At 44.8% G+C, this 21122-nt stretch carries 19 protein-coding genes; 10 read left to right on the top strand and 9 right to left on the bottom strand.

Annotated features, from left to right (window positions below; translation table 11 throughout):
- Window positions 1-9 precede the first annotated feature (9 nt).
- The 6 genes from HQN60_RS09805 to HQN60_RS09830 form a co-directional block, all read right to left on the bottom strand.
- Window positions 10-1218: an efflux RND transporter periplasmic adaptor subunit gene (locus HQN60_RS09805; RefSeq protein WP_173533466.1), complete on the bottom strand. Its 1209-nt coding sequence runs from the start codon at window positions 1216-1218 to the stop codon at window positions 10-12.
- A gap of 151 nt (window positions 1219-1369) precedes the next feature.
- Entirely contained in the window at window positions 1370-2308 is a 939-nt protein-coding gene (gene glsA, locus HQN60_RS09810; RefSeq protein ID WP_173533467.1) for a glutaminase A, read from the bottom strand.
- Entirely contained in the window at window positions 2305-3849 is a 1545-nt protein-coding gene (gadC, locus tag HQN60_RS09815) for a glutamine/gamma-aminobutyrate antiporter GadC (RefSeq protein ID WP_173533468.1), read from the bottom strand. Before gadC ends, glsA begins: the two co-directional genes overlap by 4 nt.
- Window positions 3850-3918: 69 nt before the next feature.
- On the bottom strand, window positions 3919-5190 hold the full coding sequence (locus tag HQN60_RS09820; RefSeq protein WP_173533469.1) for a carbohydrate porin: 1272 nt from the start codon (window positions 5188-5190) through the stop codon (window positions 3919-3921).
- A gap of 130 nt (window positions 5191-5320) precedes the next feature.
- Window positions 5321-6715 carry a glutamate decarboxylase gene (gad, locus tag HQN60_RS09825; protein ID WP_173533470.1) on the bottom strand — a complete coding sequence of 465 codons (1395 nt, stop codon included), beginning with the start codon at window positions 6713-6715 and terminating at the stop codon, window positions 5321-5323.
- A gap of 624 nt (window positions 6716-7339) precedes the next feature.
- Window positions 7340-8164 carry a PhzF family phenazine biosynthesis protein gene (locus tag HQN60_RS09830; protein WP_173533471.1) on the bottom strand — a complete coding sequence of 275 codons (825 nt, stop codon included), beginning with the start codon at window positions 8162-8164 and terminating at the stop codon, window positions 7340-7342.
- 212 nt (window positions 8165-8376) lie between these two features.
- On the opposite strand from HQN60_RS09830, the gene pcnB reads away from it, so the two are divergent.
- The 4 genes from pcnB (at window position 8377) to panC (ending at window position 12158) form a co-directional block, all read left to right on the top strand.
- Window positions 8377-9720 carry a polynucleotide adenylyltransferase PcnB gene (gene pcnB / locus HQN60_RS09835; RefSeq protein WP_173533472.1) on the top strand — a complete coding sequence of 448 codons (1344 nt, stop codon included), beginning with the start codon at window positions 8377-8379 and terminating at the stop codon, window positions 9718-9720.
- 4 nt (window positions 9721-9724) lie between these two features.
- Entirely contained in the window at window positions 9725-10222 is a 498-nt protein-coding gene (gene folK, locus HQN60_RS09840) for a 2-amino-4-hydroxy-6-hydroxymethyldihydropteridine diphosphokinase (protein ID WP_173533473.1), read from the top strand.
- 130 nt (window positions 10223-10352) lie between these two features.
- Window positions 10353-11144, top strand: coding sequence for a 3-methyl-2-oxobutanoate hydroxymethyltransferase (gene panB, locus HQN60_RS09845; protein WP_173533474.1), 792 nt, complete (start codon window positions 10353-10355; stop codon window positions 11142-11144).
- A gap of 171 nt (window positions 11145-11315) precedes the next feature.
- Window positions 11316-12158: a pantoate--beta-alanine ligase gene (panC, locus tag HQN60_RS09850; RefSeq protein ID WP_173533475.1), complete on the top strand. Its 843-nt coding sequence runs from the start codon at window positions 11316-11318 to the stop codon at window positions 12156-12158.
- Window positions 12159-12260: 102 nt separating this feature from the next.
- Here panC and HQN60_RS09855 read toward each other — a convergent pair whose 3' ends face one another.
- Together HQN60_RS09855 and HQN60_RS09860 are read right to left on the bottom strand one after the other, a co-directional pair.
- On the bottom strand, window positions 12261-13034 hold the full coding sequence (locus tag HQN60_RS09855) for a restriction endonuclease (protein ID WP_173533476.1): 774 nt from the start codon (window positions 13032-13034) through the stop codon (window positions 12261-12263).
- Between the two features lie 213 nt (window positions 13035-13247).
- Window positions 13248-13853 (bottom strand): YitT family protein, encoded by a 606-nt coding sequence (locus HQN60_RS09860; RefSeq protein WP_217390099.1) that lies wholly within the window; start codon window positions 13851-13853, stop codon window positions 13248-13250.
- A gap of 135 nt (window positions 13854-13988) precedes the next feature.
- Here HQN60_RS09860 and HQN60_RS09865 point away from each other — a divergent pair, with 135 nt between their 5' ends.
- The 5 genes from HQN60_RS09865 to HQN60_RS09885 all read left to right on the top strand — a co-directional run bounded on the left by HQN60_RS09865 (window position 13989) and on the right by HQN60_RS09885 (window position 17259).
- Window positions 13989-14243 (top strand): hypothetical protein, encoded by a 255-nt coding sequence (locus HQN60_RS09865; RefSeq protein ID WP_173533477.1) that lies wholly within the window; start codon window positions 13989-13991, stop codon window positions 14241-14243.
- 127 nt (window positions 14244-14370) lie between these two features.
- On the top strand, window positions 14371-15186 hold the full coding sequence (locus HQN60_RS09870) for a flagellin N-terminal helical domain-containing protein (RefSeq protein WP_173533478.1): 816 nt from the start codon (window positions 14371-14373) through the stop codon (window positions 15184-15186).
- Window positions 15187-15441: 255 nt separating this feature from the next.
- Window positions 15442-15993, top strand: a complete 552-nt coding sequence (locus HQN60_RS09875; protein WP_173533479.1) for a DUF1415 domain-containing protein — start codon at window positions 15442-15444, stop codon at window positions 15991-15993.
- Entirely contained in the window at window positions 15993-16670 is a 678-nt protein-coding gene (locus HQN60_RS09880) for a peptidoglycan DD-metalloendopeptidase family protein (RefSeq protein ID WP_173533480.1), read from the top strand. The genes HQN60_RS09875 and HQN60_RS09880 overlap by 1 nt, the downstream gene beginning before the upstream one ends.
- 100 nt (window positions 16671-16770) lie before the next feature.
- A complete protein-coding gene (locus HQN60_RS09885) occupies window positions 16771-17259 on the top strand; it encodes a dihydrofolate reductase (RefSeq protein WP_173533481.1) in 489 nt (162 codons plus the stop codon).
- Between the two features lie 170 nt (window positions 17260-17429).
- Here the strand turns inward: HQN60_RS09885 and ppa are convergent, their stop codons facing one another.
- Window positions 17430-17960 (bottom strand): inorganic diphosphatase, encoded by a 531-nt coding sequence (gene ppa, locus HQN60_RS09890; protein ID WP_173533482.1) that lies wholly within the window; start codon window positions 17958-17960, stop codon window positions 17430-17432.
- Between the two features lie 256 nt (window positions 17961-18216).
- On the opposite strand from ppa, the gene HQN60_RS09895 reads away from it, so the two are divergent.
- Entirely contained in the window at window positions 18217-20907 is a 2691-nt protein-coding gene (locus HQN60_RS09895; protein WP_173533483.1) for a bifunctional acetate--CoA ligase family protein/GNAT family N-acetyltransferase, read from the top strand.
- Window positions 20908-21122: the final 215 nt, after the last annotated feature.

Consider the following 21122-nt stretch of genomic DNA (forward strand, 5'->3'; position numbering starts at 1 on the left):
AGGCCTCGTTTATTTTTTTGCCGCAGAAGGGGCGTCAATAGTCTGAGTTAGACCAAGGGATTTATTCATTTCTGCAGCACTTAACGGAGTCACTTTGAGTGGTGCTTCTGGGCGCAAGGTGGTTACGCCATCGACGACGACTTGTTCACCAGCATTTAAACCACTGTTGACAAACCAGCCTAATCCTCGCCATTGTCCGGTTGTAACTGGGCGATATTCTGCTTGTGAATTTTTACCGACAACCCAAACATAATTGGTTCCAGCACCTTGCTGGACTGCTCGTTGCGGTAACAAAATGGCGTTTGGACGAACAGCACCTTTTAAGACTACATTGACATATTGATTGGGTAATAAGGCGCCATTGGGGTTGTCTACTGAGGCTCTGACCATGAAAGTACCAGTATTACTATTATAAAAAGGCGATGCAAAAGTGAGTTTGCCTCTTTGAGCATAAACTTGATTGTTTCCAAGTAAAATTTCTGCTTCATATATTCCGTTTGTAGGTGCACGTAGCAAACCTTTTTTTATTGCTTCTGTTTGGCTTTGGCGTTGATTCTCGGAAACGCTAAAATTAATCCACATTGGTGATAGCGTTGCGACGGTGGTCATTTTGCTATTACTAGCATCGATATAAGTGCCAACAGAAGGAATTGCCATGCCGCTGATGCCATCAACTGGCGAAGTAATCACGGTATAGCTTAAATTTAATTCGGCTTGCGTTACATTGGCTTTTGCTTGGCTTACACTTGCTTTTGCTTGCTGAAAAGTGCCTATGGCATTATCAAGGTCAGCCTGGGAAGCTGCGCCGCGTGGTGTTAATTCGTTATATCGGTTTAAAGTCAGTTGCGCGGTATTTAGAGCGGCTTGATTATTGGCCAGCTGAGCGCGAGCGGCATCTAATGCAGCCTGAAATGGTCGTTGATCAAGTTTAAATAAAACTTGATTTTTAGTGACTTTGCCACCTTCGGTATAATTTTTACTATCAAGGTAACCAGAGACTCGAGCGTGAATGTCGACATTTTGCGAGCTTTCAACGCGTGCCACAAAAGGAAAATCAACGGGTATATTTTGAGGCGTAATCGTGATTGCAGTTACTGCAGTTACAGGGATATTCGGTTTTTCAGATTTTTTGTCACAGCCAGTTAAAGTAATGAGGGTTGCAATAAAAAAGCTGCTATACCATCTTGCATGAGTGTTGCGCTGAGTCATGCAGTTCATATTTCTCTCCGATATATATTGAGTGAAGCAGCTTTAATTTTAGTTAGACTGTTTATTGCACTCATTTCAAAAATTTTAATTAATTCAGCATTAGCAATTATTGGGCATGGCCTATTTTTAAAAGAGGCCATGCCCTTTTTATTATTTAAATTTAATTTACGGCGTACAAATTTAAGCCCAATTCTTTTGCAATGTAAGCAACCATTAACTGACCACGAACACTATTGCCAATTGGATCAAGGGGAGGGGAGAAGCCGGCAATGGCTAATTGCCCGGGAGCAACGGCTAAAATACCGCCACCGACGCCACTTTTTCCGGGCAATCCAACGGTATAGGCCCAATCTCCAGAACTATCATAGAGGCCTTCCATTGTCATTTCGGCTAAAATACGGGGAACATTTTCAGCTTTCAATACCCTTTGTTTATTTAAAGGGTTGATACCGCCTGCCGCTAATGTTGCGCCCATTACGGCCAAATCTTTCGTTGAGATTAAAGTCGAGCATTGTCGGGTGTAGACATCGCAAGCTTCCATTGGGTCTGAATACATCGCCCCGGCAGAATAAAGCAGCCAAGCAATCGCGCGATTATGGAAGTTAGTCGTTTGCTCTGAACGATTAATTTCTTCGCTAAGTGCAATCTGCCGTCCTGCAAGTTGGCTTTGCATGCCTAAAATACGTGACCAACGCTCTTCAGGGCTACTTGCTTTGATCAAACTCACTGTTGCCATCGCACCAGCATTCACGAGTGGTGACAGTGGTTTTCCACCATGTAACTCAAGTGCCATTACAGAGTTGAAAGGTAGGCCTGTTGGGTCTGCGCCAATTTTGTTATGTACTTCCTCAGCTCCAACGTCTTCAAGAGCGAGTGCCAATGAAAATACTTTGGAGATCGACTCTAAAGCAAATTCATAATTTGAATCACCGCATTCAAAAACTGTGCCATCTTTGGTAACAACCGTCACACCCGCTAGCGAAGAAGGTACTGATGCGAGATAAGGAATGTAGCTCGCATTTTCGCCGCCCGCAGCTTGTGAAAATTTATCGTATGCCTCTTTAACTACTGCGGCTATTTTTGCGTGATCCAAGCTCATTGTGCCACCCCTTTATTTTCGTCTAAGACAACAACTTTGGTTTGAACTTCACTTGGATTACGGCCTTCTAATTCCCAACCAAATGCTTCAAAGTCACTCGCACCTTCTGTTGTTTTCCAATGTGGTTTACGGTTGGCATAAATTAATAGTGGTATTGCGACAAAAATGACATTGCCAGCGATAAGAATACCGATGTAGGTACTTGGGCTACCCACTGAAATTTGTGATGGTGGTACGAATGACAAAATAAATGCGACCATTGCGCCAACTAAACCTGCGCCGGCAAAAATCCACATCCCTGCACTGCCAAATGGCACAACATATGGACGTTTGGTGACTGGCTCGGTGTGGCGTAGATGGATTGCGGCAGCAAACATTAAGAAATACATAATCAAGTAAAGCGTTACAGTTAATTGGCTTAAGATTTGATATGCAGCTTGTACCGATGGCAAAATGACAAACATAACGGCTAAGAAAGTAACGACTAAGCCTTGGCAAATCAAAAGATTTGATGCCACGCCATTTTTATTCAGCTTTTGGAAAAACGGAGGTAAATAACCAGCTCGGCCAACAACAGCAATGGCAGCTGATGGGCCTGAAACCCAAACAGTGACACCACCGATTACACCAGCAAATAGTGCCAATGCAACAATAGAACCCGCCCATGGAATGCCATAAAAGTGGAAAAAATCGTTGTAAGCGACTAGCAGACTTTGCGTTAAATTAATCTCACTTTGTGGTACGACGAGGCCAATGGCTAGTGTTCCGAGCACAAAAATAGCTACAGTCGCTAGAGATGAAATTAAAATTGCTAATGGATAGTTTCGACTTGGGTTATCAATTTCTTTAACGTGGATAGCATTCATTTCCATACCAGCGTAAAAAAGAAAAATACCAGCAGCTAAAACCAAATTATCAAATTTAGAAAAATCAGGAATCAGCTTGTCCCAACCTAATTCAATATGAATTGGACGGCCTTCAATTAAATAAATGGCACCCAATAAAATCAGAATTGCCGCAGGAATGATCGTACCAATAAGGCCGCCCCATTTACTAATTGCTGATGACGATTTAACGCCACGTAATGTGACTAATGTTGCGCCCCAATAAACAACAAGAACGGCAATGATGGTGTAAACCGTGTTTGCTGAAAGCGCCACATCCCACTTTTGATTTGGTCCGACAAAAGCGAGTGAAACCCAAGCAAAGGTCAGTACGGTGGGGAACCAAATCGTTGATTCAACCCATAATAAAAAGATAGCAACAAACCCCCAGCGAGGACCAAATGCTTCGCCTACCCAGCGAAAAACACCGCCTTTTTGTGGCCAAGCTGTTGCTAGCTCTGCAGCAACGATTGAAACAGGAATTAAAAAGAAAACGGCAGCAAAGATGTAATAAAAAATCGAAGTTAAGCCATATTCAGCTTCTGCAGGTAGTCCGCGAAGGCTTACCACTGCAGTTATGTTCATAATTGCTAATGTCATTACACCAAGTGTGGCTTTGCGTAAAGTGCCACTCTTAGCAGGGGCTGCGGTAGTCATAGGTTTCTCCAATTATTGTTTCTATTTGAATTTAGAAAGCAAAAAATTTTTTGAATTACATTTGAAAATTTAAAACATCAGTGTTGAACGTAATGAAAGTGTCCAAGCATTATTTCTAGTTGGATCCGCGCCAGGGTTATGAACATATTGCACATCGGGAGTAATGAGCAAACCCTTTGCTACAGTCCAATTCCAATACAATTCAATTAATTTTTCATTACGTAATTGGTTTTGGTTTGATGTATTTTTTGCTGGATCGCTATAGCCAAACGCTAAACCTATTTGATCAGTAGGACTGCGTTGAAGTGGATTGTTGAGTGCTGTACCTAATGCATAAGAGCTTTTGATCGCCGTGGTATACCCAGAAGCCCGATTCGCCCTGCCAAATATCGCCCATGAGTCATTTAAATTTTGAACCGCATTAAATGACCATCCATGGCTCTTGGGTGATTGCAATTGAACACTAGGTACTTGGTAATAAGTCATTGAATATTGAGCTGACCCAAGTCCTTCAAATTTCGGGGTCCATTGAGCATAGGCAAACCATGAATAGCCACCATCAGCAAAGTGCTTAGTTGATAGTGTTGCCCCGCTGATGTTGTCCGCGCTTTGAAAACCAGTTGCAAACTGCAGTGTGCTACTTGGATTAATTTGTATATAGGAGCCTAAACCAGCAATGGCATATGTGGATGTACCATTTTGACTTAAAATATCATTATTAAAATTTTGTTGTTGACTACTTAAATACTGATTGCCATCAAAATTATAAAAAGGATATTGTCCTATAGAAATCAAGACTTTATTGCCTGGTAATGCTTGAGTGTAAGTCAATTGGGCAAATGTATTTTGCCGTGTGCCAAAATCGTTATTGGGGGTCACTAATCCTAAATTGTTTTGGAGATCTGCACCATTTTGATTGGTGCTGTATCGAACCCAAGTGTAGGCAAACTGCAATGAGCCAGTACCAATAGTATTATTTTGAAATAGCGTCCAATCTAATGATGGTGTCGCTAGCCATTGTCCAGCTGGGCTACCGCCGTTTGGTCGACCCCATTGTTGTAAGTAACTCAGATCCATTGACCATGAGATACCGTCTTCTTTGGCTGTTTTAGTTTTAAATGCTGAATATTCGCCATAGAGATCACTTGCATCCTGATATAAAGAATGCCTAGCTGTTGCGCGATCAATATTGTCTTGGATACGGCTAATTTTATGAACGTCTTCGACATCTGAAGATTCGTTAGTTGACGCATCGCTTTGAGCCGATGCAATTTGAGCCGCACTTATTAAAGCAATTCCACTCGCAATTTTAAATACGTACTGACTACGACGTGTTCGCATAATCTTCCCCTAATTGATTAAGATGCTACAAAATCAATCAGTTAGATTTCAAAGTAATTCATCAGCAGCGCCAAGATGAATAAATTCATACAGAACGACTGCTGATGGTTCTTTAAATCATAATTTTCATTTAATGTTTAAAACCACTCGCTTCTTGCTCTGATAGCGGTACGCTAACAGGATGTTTGCTGAGATGCGCTACGGCTTCTTTATAGTCTTTCAGCAATAAGCTAGCGAGGTCACGGCTAAAACCATGGCGAACTAAAATGCGTTGTACTGGAATGTTTTCTAAATGAGGCGGTAAGGTATAGGCCGGTACTAACCAGCCGCGCATGCGCAGGCGATCGGCAAGATCAAATAAACTAAAGCCATGATCAACACCATCTTTAAGTTTCCAAGTCAGCGCTGGAATACCTTGTTTTGGGTCGCCGTTATAAATGATTTCAAATGGCCCCATTTTGCTAATTTCATCGGACAAGAACATCGCCGTGTCATAGCAGGCTTGGTGAATCTTGCGGTAACCTTCTTTGCCAAGACGCAATAACGTATAGTATTGCGCAACAATTTGTCCGCCTGGACGAGAGAAATTCAAGGCAAATGTTGGCATTTGGCCGCCAAGATAATTCACATTGAAAATCAAATCTTGAGGTAAATCTGTTTTGTCACGCCAAATAACCCAACCTACACCGAGTGGCGCTAAACCAAATTTATGGCCGGAAGCATTAATTGATTTCACGCGTGGCAAACGGAAATCCCAAACGAGCTCTGGATAAGTAAATGGAGCAAGGAAACCACCACTAGCACCGTCAATGTGCATGGAGATATTCAGCCCCGTGTCTTTTTGCAATTGATCTAAAGCATCGCTGATTTCTTTTACTGGCTCATATTGGCCGGTAAAGGTAATACCCAGTGTGGGAACCACACCGATGGTATTTTCATCACAACGCTTAAGCACTTCTGCCGCATTCATCACAATACGGCCGTTATCCATGGGGATTTCACGAATTTCAATATCCCAGTAGCGAACAAACTTATGCCAACAAATTTGTACTGGTCCAGTGATTAAATTTGGTTTGTCATACGGTTTGCCGGCCGCTTTTTGTCTGGCACGCCATTGCCATAACAATGCCAGTCCGCCCAGCATCGCCGCTTCGCTAGAGCCAGTTGTTGAAGTGCCGAGAGTATTGCTGGCATCAGGTGAGTTCCATAAATCCGCGATCATATGAACACAGCGAGCTTCTATTTCTGCTGTTTGTGGATATTCATCTTTATCGATCATATTCTTATCGATCGTCATATCCATGATTTGATGCACTTCAGGCTCTGCCCATGTTTGGCAGAATGTGGCTAAATTTTGTCGTGAATTACCATCAAGCATGAGCTCATCGGTAACTACTTGCAGTACATGGCGAGCTTCGTGCTCTTGTGCAGGCATTTTGTATTTTGGCAAAGCGACTGATAGATCATTTGAAGCAAAAACTTCATCCAATAAATCGCTTCGTACTGAATTTTTCTCGTGTAGCATTTTTAATCCTCTAGGTGATGATTCATAGCTTATGGCTAGATAACCGCCAGTTAAAAATGGATTTAGCGCTTATTTATAGATCAGAAATTCAAGTCCGCATTCAATTCTGTGAAGTTGAAATCAAATACTTACTTGGTTATTTTTAATGCTTTCATGTTACATAAATTAGTTGTTTTGATATGTAAGTGATATTAGTTATTTATTTATCACTTAGTCAGTGGATGTAAATACTTTTTCGGTAGGTATGTCTCTGAATGTCTTTGTTTAAATGGATTGAGTGGCGATACCCCGTTGATAGGTGAGCCAGATACGTGGTATTTTTTTAGAAAATAATTCGAATTTAGTAAGAAGTACTGTAATTGAGGTGACAGCAGATTTTGAGTTTGAAGTGTTTATTTTTATTTAAAAACAATAGCTTGTTTTATGATTTTTGGTTTTTTATGTAGTGAGGGCGTAGGAATTGGTATTTTTTACAATCTAAGTATTTTTTTGATTGTAATTTGTAAGCTTTTGATTTTTTGTGTCAGCGTGGAGGAAAAGGGGCGCTGATGCAGCGAGTTCATCGTGCCAATTAGCGCTCAGCGAAGGTCGTCTGAGCGCAATGGGCGGTGGGCTAAGGGGGAGTTAAATCCAAAACTCACCTTGGCCGATCGGGCTCACTTTGCCGCTGACTTTAATTGAGGTCTCTACATCGAGTCGCAAGCGCGCAATACGCTTGATACCGTGGCCTTGTTCCATGATAAGACTAAATGGGGTTGGTTTATGTTTTGCGATGAGATAGCCACCTAAGTTGGCGCAGGCTGAGCCGGTGCCAAAATCTTCAGCAGATACGCCATTTTGATTCCAAAAATAACGCGCGATGACTGTTTCCCCTGCGTAAGCCCAGACCAATGCACCCGCACGCCCTTCTAAATTGATGGCCACTTGCATGAACTGCTCCGAAATAGGCTGGCAAGCGGCGACGCTGTCAGCACTATCTAATTGAATAATTAACTGCTCTGTGCCGCAATTAACAAATAGTGGTTGTTCCACAATATGACTGCTGCAGATACCAAGGGCGCTCGCGAGTGCAGTGAATTCGGGGCCATCGCGATAGCTGGGTGAATTGGCGGTGAGTGTGACTTGATGACCATCGACTTGCACAGGGATTAATCCAGCTTTCATTTGCAGTGTGAGTTGTGAACGGCCTTGAGCAATCACAAAGGCGGTGCCAAGCGTTGGGTGGCCTGCAAATGGCATTTCATAGCTGGGGGTGAAAATACGTACGGCCGCATCTGCTTGATCACTCGGCGTGACAAAAGTGATTTCAGAAAGATTCATCTGCTGGCCTAGCGCGGCCATTTCTGTGGCTGTTATCGCGCTAGCATCGGGAAAAACCGCGAGCGGGTTGCCGGAAAACAAGTGTTCGGTCGTAAAAACATTGACGAGCTGATATTGTATTTTTCTCATTATTGTCTCTTAGGTATATGCATATAGGTTATTAAATGAATGGCTTATATGGTTATACCTATCAAATTTCAGATTATTTAAGATTGATCAATAAGTGTGATTAGTCCACTTTTGTTCTGGAATCTTCACGCAGCGCATAAATCATCCACTGAATGCAGCACTCCGCTTGTATAATATTGGGTTTCGCCTCTTTGCAGTTTCAAAATTACTCCATGATTCGTAAATTTATCGGCAAGGTGCTACGGCGCCCAGGACGGCGTGTAGTGCACGCCAAGCATTATGGTATTCGCCGTGATCAACTGCACTCTGGTGCGTTGAAAGTCTGTGATCGTCTGCAAGCGGCGGGTTACGAGGCGTATATCGTGGGCGGAGCAGTGCGTGATTTATTGCTTGGTAAGTCACCCAAAGATTTTGACGTTGCGACTAGCGCTACGCCGGAGCAGGTGCGGCATATCTTTAATCGTTCGCGCATTATTGGCCGCCGTTTCCGAATTGTGCATGTGCCATTTTATGATCGCGGCGGTGAAGAGATTATTGAAGTGACCACCTTCCGTGGTAGCGCAGAGTCCCCCACCGATGCCAGTGGACGAATTATTCGTGACAATGTCTATGGCACGATTGCTGAAGATGCTGATCGTCGTGACTTTACGGTTAATGCCTTGTATTACGATCCAAATACCGAAGAAATTATCGATTTTCACCACGGTATCGAAGATTTAGAAAAGCAGCAGTTGGTGATGATTGGTGATCCGGTTAAACGCTACCACGAAGATCCAGTCCGGATGCTGCGTGCCGCGCGGTTATCGGCCAAATTAGGTTTGGCGATTGCGCCAGATACTCGCAAGCCAATTCGTGATCATGCCGCTTTACTGGAAAATATCCCGTCAGCGCGATTGTTCGATGAAATGATGAAGTTATTACTGTCGGGCAAGGCGTGGGATTGTATGCAAGCGTTGCGGGCGCATGGTTTACATCAGCCTTTGTTTCCATTATTGGATAAGCTGCTTTCTCAGCCAGAAACCGCCAAGTTTTTACAAAAAGCACTTGAAAACACCGATCAGCGCTTAGCTGATGATAAGCCGGTTTCGGCTGGATTTTTGTTTGCCGCTTTACTTTGGCACGAAGTCGAAGCGCTGTGGCAAAAGCGTCTTGCTGCCGGTGAAAGCAAAATCAGCGCCTTGATCGACGCGATGAATGATGTTGAAAGTAAAGTCAGCAAACGTTTGGCAGTGCCCAATCGCTACAGTGCCGCAATGAAAGAAATTTGGTTATTGCAGCCGCGATTTGAGCAACGTGTTGGTCTGCGTCCGTTCCGACTTTTAGAGCAAGCGCGATTTCGGGCGGCGTATGATTTCTTGTTATTGCGTGCCGATTGCGGTTTAGTGGAAAAATCATTGGCCGATTGGTGGACGCAATTTCAAGTGAGTGACGAAACCGAACGAACGGCGATGATTGACTTGGCGGCCAAAAATGGCCAATCGGGTGATGCTCCCGCCAAACGTCGTAAACGTAGTCGTCAGCGTAAACCTGCGGCTCTAAAGCAGTCTGGAAACTAAAGCGATGAAAATTTTTGTCGCTTTAGGCGCCAATTTGGGTGATCCAATCGCCCAACTCAATACAGCATTGGCCAGCTTAGCTGCTTGGCCAAAAATGACGCTGGTGCGCAGCTCTTCTTTTTATCGTAGCGCTGCAGTGGGTTATACCCAACAACCGGATTTTGTGAATGCGGTCTGCGAAATCAACACCGAGTTGACGGCCCTCGAAGTTTTGGCGGCGTTACTCTCGATTGAGACCCAAAATGGTCGTGCTCGTGAATTTAAAAACTCACCCCGCACCTTGGATTTGGATTTGATTTTGTATGGTCAAGCGCAATATGACTTGGCAGACTTGCAAGTTCCTCATCCACGGATGCACCAGCGGGCTTTTGTTTTGCAGCCCTTGCTGGAAATTGCGCCTGAAATTGAAATTCCACAACTCGGTCCAGCGAAGCACTTTCTTGCTGGCGTGGCCGAGCAAGTGTTGACGCGCATTCCTCAGAAAGCCACGCTTGCGGCTTAAATGTATCGATTTTCTGATCTATCTCCATTAGGATTGGTGCACTTTGCGGGGACGGCCCAATTTGCCGTCATCGCAGCGCCAACAGCAGCACCAAAAGTGCTGATCTTTTAAACTGCATGGATATCGAACCATGAAGACGACTCTGACTACATTACAAAAAATGAAACAAGATGGCCAAAAAATAGCCATGTTGACTTGCTATGACGCTAGCTTTGCGACGCTATTGGATGCCGCAGGCGTGGATATTTTTTTGGTTGGTGATTCGCTTGGCAATGTGATCCAAGGGCACCGCTCAACCTTGCCGGTGACAATGGATGATATGCATTACCACACACAGGCAGTGGCGCGTGGCACGCAATCGGGTCTAGTTTTGGCTGATCTCCCCTTTGGTAGTTATCAAATTTCACACGCCCAAGCCTATGAAAACGCCGCACGGTTGATGGCTGCTGGTGCTGAAATGGTCAAAATTGAAGGCGGTGCAGTCATGGTCGATACCGTTCAATTTTTGGTGCAACGCGGTATTCCAGTCTGCGCACACATCGGCTTACAGCCGCAATCGGTGCATGTGTATGGCGGATATAAAGTACAAGGCAAAACGGAATTAGAAGCTGAAGTTCTGGTCCGCGATGCATTGGCATTACAAGCCGCTGGCGCCAGTATGGTGTTGATGGAAATGGTGCCAGCGTCAGTTGCCAAAACCATTACCGAATCGCTGTCTGTCCCTACGATTGGTATTGGTGCGGGTGTTGATGTCGACGGCCAAGTGCTGGTGCTGTATGACATGCTCGGCGTTTATCCCGGCAAGAAAGCGCGTTTCGTGAAAAACTTTATGAGTGGCAGCCATAGTATTCAAGGCGCGGTTGAGGCGTATGTGAAAGCGGTGAAGGGTTTAACTTTCCCAGCCGAGGAGCATTCGTTTTAATTGAAAACTGGATTACGAATAGGACGAAAAAGGCCGAATTAAAGCTTAAGTTATGGTTTTAATCGGCCAATTGCGGTGTTTCTCTGCTGTTTTTACTGTCGCGCTCGGGGTTTCGTTGCTTTCGTATTTTAGTTGTTGTTATCTACCTTCACATTTCAGTCATCACACACCATGAAAATTATCCATACGATTGCAGAACTTCGCGCTTGGCGCAAAACCGTGGGCACAGTGGCTTTTGTGCCGACAATGGGCAGTTTGCATGCGGGGCATATGTCGCTCATCCATGCGGCAAAAGCCGCAGCGGAACATACCGTCGTGAGTATTTTTGTGAATCGCTTGCAGTTTGGTCAAGGCGAGGACTTTGATCGCTATCCGCGCACGCTAGAAAACGACGCGGCACTGATCGCCGAGCAAGGTGGCGTGGATGTGATTTTTGCGCCGGACGAGAAAGAACTGTATCCGAATGTGATTCAGCAATATCAAGTCACACCACCAGCAATTGCTGAAGAACTCTGCGGTGCGTTCCGTCCGGGGCATTTCCGTGGCGTCGCGACGGTGGTGACTAAATTATTCAATATTGTTGAAGCCGATATTGCGTGTTTTGGTAAAAAAGATTTCCAGCAATTATTTGTCATTCAGAGCATGGTGAAAGATCTGAATATGAATATTCAAATCTTGCCGGTTGATACCGGCCGTGCAGAAGATGGTTTGGCTTTGTCCTCACGCAATGCGTTTTTAACCGCAGATCAGCGTAATGAGGCGCCGCGTTTATATCATCATTTATCGCGGATGAAAGCGGCAATTGAAGCGGGGGATCGGGATTATTCTAAACTCGCGGTGCAGGCTGTCACTGATTTGCGCGTGCGCGGTTGGCATGATATTGATTATGTCGATACACGAAATGCTGAAACCTTAAAAGCCGCCTCAAATACTGATCACAAGTTAGTGATATTAATTGCCGCTCGGATCGGCAGTACTCGACTTATCGATAACATTGAAGTTAATCTCGACTAAATCGTGAATCACGAAAATTAAAAAATCATCGTCACGATCACGGCGATGATTTTTTTATGCACAATGAAGCTGGCGATTAAATATAAATAATATCGGCTAAGTTCAATTTTTTAGGCTTTCTTCATCTAGTTCAGCGCCTTTGATTCTTCGCAATAAAGCCCATAATCGGCGCTGCTTTTTCTCGGTCAATAATTCTATTTGTGCTAATAAGTCATATTCGCTGCGTAATTGAATTTGATGGCTATTGGCAAATAAATGCGCCGCTTCACTGACATGACCGCGGTGCAAGATCAAACCTTCTGTTGCTCTCTCATGCACCATCACACCAAGAAAATGCCGGATTTCGACGAGATCAATAATTGCGAGTGTGCTGCAATGAATCACTTTGCTAATGACTTCATTTTTCCAAATTAAAATATCAAGACTATTATTAACCCCCATGGTAAATAATGAATATTTGATACCTTTAACTTGATAGTAGGCAATGCACAGCTGCTTGAATTGCTGTTCGTTTAAATTGTTAATTAAATCAATTTGCCAGGTCGGTCGTTCAAGGTATTGACTGATTGCGGAGAGGGTTATTTTTTTAAACTGCGTGGTGCTTTCTTTGATTTGAGTGCGATGCCGAGATGATGGATTGGGTTTATTTTCTTTATTGATAAAAATAAATAAAATTATTGAGAAGTAACATAAGCTGACAATAAGAAAGATAGCCAAATGAAGTTGTGGCAATAGAATTTTAAAATAAAATGCATCTTCTAGAAATAAGCGAATAAAAACATAGCCGACGATAAATATCGTAGGTATGAATATAAAGAATATTGCAGTATATCGAATTTGGATTAACTGACGAAAGAAAGCGTTCAGTGTTGACATAGCGAATGGGAATCGTTGGTTTTGGGTATATTACTGCATGTGTTTTTTTCTATCAATGTTTGATTGATTTTTGTAAGTTTTTGTTGGCTTTATGTGCAGGCTGGTGGCTGGTGGCTGGTGGCTGGTGGCTGGTGGCTGAGGGCGCATGATTCGAATACCTGATTGCATTCGACTCATGCGGATTAAGCCATATTTAACGGCCGACTCAATGGCTTACATGCCCATATAGCGTCCGGTTTTATGATTGCTGGTAATGACTAAATTAAGTGCAAAAGCGCCAATGATTGAAATAATTAGTTGCTGCCAACTTACAATGGCAGCACCCACGGCTAAAATGGCTAAATCAATAATTAATTGAATATTCCCAGCACGCCAGCCTTTGGTTTTTTGTAAATAGAGCGCCAATACCGTGACCCCAGCTAAGCTGGCTTTATGCCGAATCAACATTAATATGCCTACGCCTGCCATGAGGCCGCCCATTAAGCCGGCAAAAATAGGATTCAGATTGCCAAAACTAACCCAGTGCGGCATCCATTCTGTGATTAGGGCTAAGCTCGCTACACAAGCAAAAGTCTTGAGGGTGAATTCTTTGCCGAATACTTTGTAAGCAAAAATATAAAACGGTACATTCAGTATAAATAAGATGAGGCCATAGGGTATATCGCTCAAATAAAATAAAATAAAGGTAAGCCCAGTAGTACCCCCTGTAATCAGTCCGGCATGCTTAAAAAGCTGGATGGCGAGTGCGACAAAGACAACGCCGGTGAGCATGCCTTGTAAGTCATCAATTAAGGTGTGTGATAGGTGTTTTTGTGGCATAGCAAGTCAAGAAATAATGGTGGCTTGCAGCATAGCGGCTTTTTTTGTGATTGGCTGTAATGAAATTACTTTCAGCATTTCATTTTAGGCAATTGAATTACAAATAGGTGTGAACTAGGGTGGTGAGCTGAAAGTATGCGGTTTTTGCGTTTTCAAAATGAAAAATTATTTATTATTGAAATATGGAATGCTGATTTTATGGAAATCGCTCAAGGTATTTCGATTATGGCTTTACAACTTTCTTTGTTTGTTCCTGTTATGGCTAGTACCGATAAAGTCGATAAAAACTACATTATTCTCCCGTGGTTCAGCTCCAGCTTTCTTCCACAGGCATTCAAAATGGCATTATTGATGCGAAGTATGCTGCGGCATTCAAGGAGAGCGCTATAGCAAGGCGCATGAATAGTCTTTGAATGACGATTTATGTTGTTGGCATGCCGCCAGTCATATTAGAGTTTGCCTATATTGATAATGAGCATAGTCTTAAAGTATTCAGCTTGAATGGCGGGAGATGATCATGATGATCAATTCGAATGTAATGGCTTTAGGGATGCAAAGTCGAGATGCGGTCTCTCAATCGGCATCGTCCAAGGCCATGCAAAGTTTGTCGAGTGGCTCGCGAATCAATAGCGCTAAAGATGATGCGGCCGGTAGTGCTTTAATTGAGCAATTTGCCGCCCAAATTGCCGGTAGCAATCAAGCGGTGAGAAATCTGAATGATGGTATTTCTTTGGCGCAAACCGCCGAAGGGGCTTTGAGTTCGATTTCGGATAATACAGATCGATTGCGTGAATTAACGGTGGCAGCGGGTAACGGCACTTTGTCGGCGAGTGATCGACAGGCGATGCAGGCTGAGGCCGATGCGTTGTCACAAAGCAATGCGGATATGGTTAAAAATGCGCAATTTAATGGTCAGGCGCTGTTGCAAGGGGGCTCATTTAATTTTCAAGCCGGGCCCAATGCCAATGATTTACTCAGTTTGAATAATCCAACCTTAAATGGTGCGAATGGATTGGCAAGTGCCGCCGGATCGCTCGATTTATCAAGCGCCAGTGCGGCCAATAGCAGTCTCTCTTTGCTCGATCGTGATATTGAGCTGATTTCTGGGCAGCGAGCGCAATTGGGCGCTTTTCAAAATCGAATTGATAGCGGCATTCAAAATTTACAAACCAGTGCTTTAAATTTATCTGCCGCCAAGAGTCGGGTTGCCGATACCGATTACGCAGCAACAACGGCGCAATGGACGCGGGATAAGGTGCGAAATAACGCTAATTTGGCGATGCAAGTTCAGGCGAGGGCGAATGCTGGGCAAGTCTTGAGTTTATTGCGCTAGGGGTATTGATCTCTGGCTTATGTGTTTAAATTGATTTGGGGCTATACCTCATTGTTTTTGGTGTTGAAGTTGACGTGTCGAGTCGTGATTCAGGCGATAGTGATGATACTCATCAATAACAAGCTCGCCGTAACTTACTACAGAAAGGGCCGATCTGAATCGGCCCTTTTTAATGGCTTAAATCATCAATGGTGTTTGTAACGAGCCAAAATGAGCGTAGACAGGTAAAATTGCCGCTTCATTTGAGGAAACATCATGTCCCACGCCGAAATCATTCAAACAACACAGCATTGGCTCGAGCAAGCGGTGATTGGCTTGAATTTGTGCCCCTTTGCTAAATCCGTCTATGTCAAAAATCAAATTCGCTATGTGGTGAGTGATGCGAAGCATTTAGATGGTTTTTTGGATGATTTGGATCGTGAGCTGGATTTTTTGCAACAAACCCCGGCCGATGAAGTAGATACCACGTTATTGATTCATCCGAGTTTATTTCCGGATTTTGCGATTTTTAATGATGTACAAGCACTGGCCGAAGATATCGTTGTTGAGCACGAACTGGATGGGATCTTACAGGTGGCGAGTTTTCACCCCGATTTCCAGTTTGCCGATACCGAGCCTAGCGACATCAGTAACTACACCAACCGTGCACCGTATCCGATTTTGCATTTGATTCGGGAAGATAGTATTGCGAAAGCAGTGGCTGCGTTTCCAAATCCGGATGTGATTTTTGAACGTAATATCGCCACCTTGGAAAAAATCGGTCTGGCCGGCTGGTTGACCTTGGGCTTAAAAGCCAGCGGTCAATAATGCGGATTTGGATTGTTATTTTTAGTCTTTGCTTGGCCGCCTGCGGCAGTAATCCAGCTTCGGTTTCGGGGCCGACACCCGCTGGCTTTTATCGCGTTAAATCGGGCGATACCTTGTATCGAATTGCCAAAAATAATGATCAAAGCGTTGCCGAGTTGCAGCGCTGGAATCGCTTATCCAAAAGCGATGATATTCAGGTTGGTCAGCTATTGCGATTGACGCCGCCAGCGGGGAGTACGGCAACGGCTAAGCCAAGCCCGACGCAGTCAGCTCGACCGAGTTTGCCGGTGGTTAATCCGCCAAGCAGTGTGGGTATTGAGATGGTTTGGCCGGCTCAGGGGCCATTACTGTATAGCTATGCGCCGCCACGCGTTAAAGGCATTGGCATTGGTGGCAATTTAGCTGCGCCGATTGTTGCGGTTGCCGATGGTAAAGTGCTGTATTCCGGCGATGGGATTCGTGGTTATGGTTTGTTGCTGATTATTCAGCATGCGCAAGGGTATTTAACTGCTTACGCACATAATCAAAAACTGCTGGTGAAAGAGGGCGCGCAAGTGAAGCAGGGGCAAGCCATTGCGGCGATGGGCAAAACTGGAACAGATAGTGTGAAGTTGCATTTTGAAGTGCGCTATAAAGGCAAAACAATTAATCCGCTGAGTGCGCTGCCGAGTCGTTAATGCCCGGTTTTGGGGGCGCATAAAACGATAGAATTTCATTTAGATTAAAGATCGCTCGTCAATTTAAGGCAGCGTGTTTCTGTGTACATTGAGGTAGGAAATGCAAGTAGCAGTGATTTCGGCGGTTGGCCTAAACCGAGTGATTGGCATTAATAATCAATTGCCTTGGCGCTTGCCAGAAGATTTAAAGCATTTTAAAGCGCTGACCATGGGGAGCGTGATGCTCATGGGGCGTAAAACATTTGAATCTTTACCCGGCTTATTGCCCGGCCGAGCGCATTGGGTGATTAGCCGTAACCCGCAATGGTCTGCCGAGGGCGCAACGGTATTTGCTGGGCTGAATGAGGCCATTGATGCGGCCAAAGCGGCCGGGCATGAGCGAGTGTTTGTGATTGGTGGCGGAGAAATTTATCAACAAAGCTTGGCGCTGGCCGATACGCTGTATTTGACCGAAGTGGCATTAAGCCCCGCAGGAGACGCATTCTTTCCTGAGTTTTCTTTGCAAGAGTGGCAAGAACAAAGTCGCGAACCGGGGGTGTCGAGCAACGGGATTGAATATGCTTTTGTGTGTTATAAAAAAGTAAAATAACTCAGGCTATCTGACATGGGTATGTGCTTCTGGGGATTTATTTGTAATGCTTGAATCTATATACCCCTAGTGTCAGCCTGAGATGATATTTCAACTGAAGCCAAACAATGCTCGTTGTTGCTACAAAAAAAGCCGATCAATGATCGGCTTTTTGCTGTATTAGGGCGTGCTTATTTTTGTTGCGCGCGTTCAAAGCTAGTCATGATCTCAGCTTCAGCTGCGGCTTTATCGCCCCAGTCTTGTACTTTAACCCATTTGCCTTTTTCGAGATCTTTATAGTGCTCGAAATAGTGTTTTACTTGTGCCAAGAGCAATTCTGGCAAGTCAGCTAAAGTCTGGATGTGTGCATACATTGCGCAAACTTTTTCAACTGGCAAAGCAATGATTTTCGCATCAAAGCCAGATTCATCTTCCATGCCCAAAACACCGATTGCACGGCATTTGATGACCATGCCTGGGGCGAGTGGGAATGGTGTGTGCACCAAAACATCAACAGGATCGCCATCGAGCGATAAAGTGTGCGGCACAAAGCCGTAGTTCATTGGGTACGACATTGAAGTGCCAACGAAACGGTCAACGATGATCGCGCCAGATTCTTTGTCAAATTCGTATTTAACGGGTGGTGCATTGGCTGGGATTTCGATGATAACGTTAAAGTCTTCTGGCAGGTTTTTGCCGGCTGGGATCTTGCTGATGTCCATGGTGGATTGTCCTGAGTAGATAAAGCGAAAGAAAACCCTAAATCAGTCGTCAATATTACGCTAGCATAACCGGCGTTGACGGTGGGTTTTCAAGGTTGCATTGAATATAAACCCCCCGATTATATCTATCCCTTGTGGCTCTTGATAGTTTGCTGAACGGAAAATGTAGGGAAAGTACAAATATTGCACTGCAATAAGGGCATGGCATACTGCTGCACAGTATACAATTAATCATTACTCTTTGAGGTTGCTCGCGATGAAACCCCACTATCTTGCCCCTTTGTTTGATCCCAGCTCAATTGCGGTGGTGGGCGCATCGGATACGGTTGGCTCAGTTGGGTATTCGGTGACGAAAAACATTCTGGATGGTGGTTATGCTGGTGCGCTGTATGCGGTGAATCTAAAGCATAAAACGGTGCAGGGTTTACCAGCGGTGAAGACGCTCAGTAAGATCACCAATCCGGTCGATTTAGCCATTCTCACGACGCCCAGTCGTACACTACTGAAGTTAATCGAAGCCTGTGCTCAACAAAATATTCGCCACGTCATGATTATGTCGTGCGATTTTGTTGGCCAAGATAAAGCCAGCCAAAAACTGCTGAATAAAATTTTACAGCTGGCCAAGTCGCTCAATATTCGTATTTTAGGGCCTTCGGTATTTGGTTATTGCCGCGTCTCGAGTAAATTATTGGCGGCCAATTTTAGCGGCAAAATTAAAAGTGGCAGCTTGGCGGTGGTCTCGCAATCGTCTTCAGTCACTACGGCGATTTTAGACTGGGCAGAGTTACACGACGTTGGCTTTTCCTCGGTGGTTTCTTTAGGTACCGCATCCGATATCGACGTGGGCGATGTGCTCGACTATTTGGTTGCTGACCCAAAAACCAAATCTATTTTGCTGTATATCGAAGAATTAAAAGACGCACGCTTATTTATGTCGGCGCTACGCGCTGCGTCACGCTCTAAAGCGGTTTTGGCGTTAAAAGTCGGGCGTTATGAGCAAGAAATTAAAGTTGGACGCACACATTCCGAACGCTTAATTAATCACAATGATGTGTTTGATGTGGCGCTGAAACGAGCTGGGGTATTGCGTTTACGCTCGATCAATCAATTGTTCACCGCAATTCGAGTGATGGACGGTTCTTACCGTACCAAAGGTCGCCGTCTGGCGATTATTACCAACGGTATTGGTGCAGGGTTGATGGCGGTCGATCGCGCCAACGATTTACATATTGAATTGCCACAATTGGCCGACGCCACTATTGCCCAGTTGCGCGGGTTATTGCCGCTACAAAGCAGCGTTCACAATCCGGTGGATGTGTTGGGTGACGCCAATGCCGAACGCTTTAAACTTGCTACTGAGTTGGTGATTAAAGATCCAAATGTCGATGGCGTGTTGGTGGTGTTTACCCCGCAAGTTGGCACTGACGATATGGCGACGGCCGAGGCGATGATTGCGCTGAAAAAGACCACCGATAAGCCTTTGCTATTGGCGTGGGTGGGCGGCAAGAAAATCGATGCTAGCCGAAAACTACTCGGCAAATCGCAAATGGCGTTTTTTAATGCGCCAGAAAGCGCGGTTGAAGTGTTTTATTCGCTAGCTGCATGGCAATACAATCAGCAATTGTTGCTACAAACGCCAAGTCCATTGGGCGAAATGGAGGCGCCAGATCTAGAAACTGCGCAAATGATTATTAGCACGGTATTGGCCAGTGGCCGTGAAGTGCTCGATGAAGTGGAATCAAAAGCGATTTTACGCGCGTTTCATATCCCCGTTACGCTGACCATTCGGGCGCAATCGGTTGACGAAGCTGTCTCGGCGGCAATGGGTTTGGGGTTGCCCGTGGCGATGAAAATCGACGCCAAAGGCATATTGCATAAAACCGATATTGATGGCGTTGTGCTTAACCTCAATAGCTTGGTTCAGGTGGCCACTGAGGCCAGTAAAATGCTGTCGCGCGCGCATGAACGACTCGGTGCCGAGAATGTGCGTGGCTTGGTGATTCAACCGATGCATGGCAAAAAATCCGGTCGCGAGTTAATGGTTGGCGTTGGACGTGATCGTGCGTTTGGCCCGGTGATTACCTTTGGTTATGGTGGGGTTACTGTTGAGGTATTTAATGACATCGCAGTGTCTTTGCCGCCGCTCAATGAATACCTCGCTGAAAATCTAATTAGTCGCACGCGAGTCAAAAAAATGCTCGCACCATTTCGCAATTTACCCGGCGTGGATATGGCGGCGGTTAAGGCTGTGTTGATGCGGGTTTCTGAGATGGTGTGTGAGTTTCCACAAATTCAGCAGTTGGACATTAATCCGCTGATTGCCGATGAAAATGGTGTCATTGCCGTGGATGCGCGGATTGTTTTGGCGCCATTGGCCGAGCATGCGCGTCGCTATAGCCATATGGCGATTCACCCTTATCCGGCGCATTTAGCGCAAGTGACCCAATTGAAAAATGGCCTGCCGCTAGTATTGCGCCCGATTCGTCCTGAAGATGCCGATTTGATTGCGTTGTTTGTGAGTAAGTTGTCGGATGAAAGTCGCTACAACCGCTTTATGAGCACTTTAAAATCATTACCTCAAGCGATGCTCGCGCGTTTTACTCAGCTCGATTACACCCGAGAAATGGCGATTGTGGCGACGGTTGAAACCGCGATCGGCACTGAGATCATTGGCGTCGCTCGTTTTAATGCCAATCCTGATCGAGATAGTTGCGAGTTTGCGGTGGTGATTAGTGATCAGTGGCAAGGGATGGGCTTGGGTGGGCGCTTGATGAATGCCTTGTTTATCGCTGCGCGTGATATGGGCTTGTCGGTGATTGAAGGGGAGGTGTTAAGTAGTAATAAAACGATGCTCACCTTTATGAAACACATGGGTTTTAGTATTACGCGCCATGCTGAGGATGATAGCTTGAAGTGGGTGGTGAAGCGCTTACAAGACCCAATTTAAGTGCCTTTGGGCGGGATTTTTGGCTGAAAAAACTTGCAAATTCAAAAGCTTGTTGCTTTTTTTAGTCATTTTCTTGACATTTGCTTTGACTTTTGATTTTAGGTGCCGTATATTTGCGGCACTAATTTGATTGAGCACATTGAATGCGACTTCACCTCGACGTGATGATCGCCAAGTGTTTAGTAGTTCCTCCCCAGCAAGCCTCCTCAGCTTAT

The organism is Deefgea piscis, assembly GCF_013284055.1.
GTDB lineage: Bacteria > Pseudomonadota > Gammaproteobacteria > Burkholderiales > Chitinibacteraceae > Deefgea > Deefgea piscis.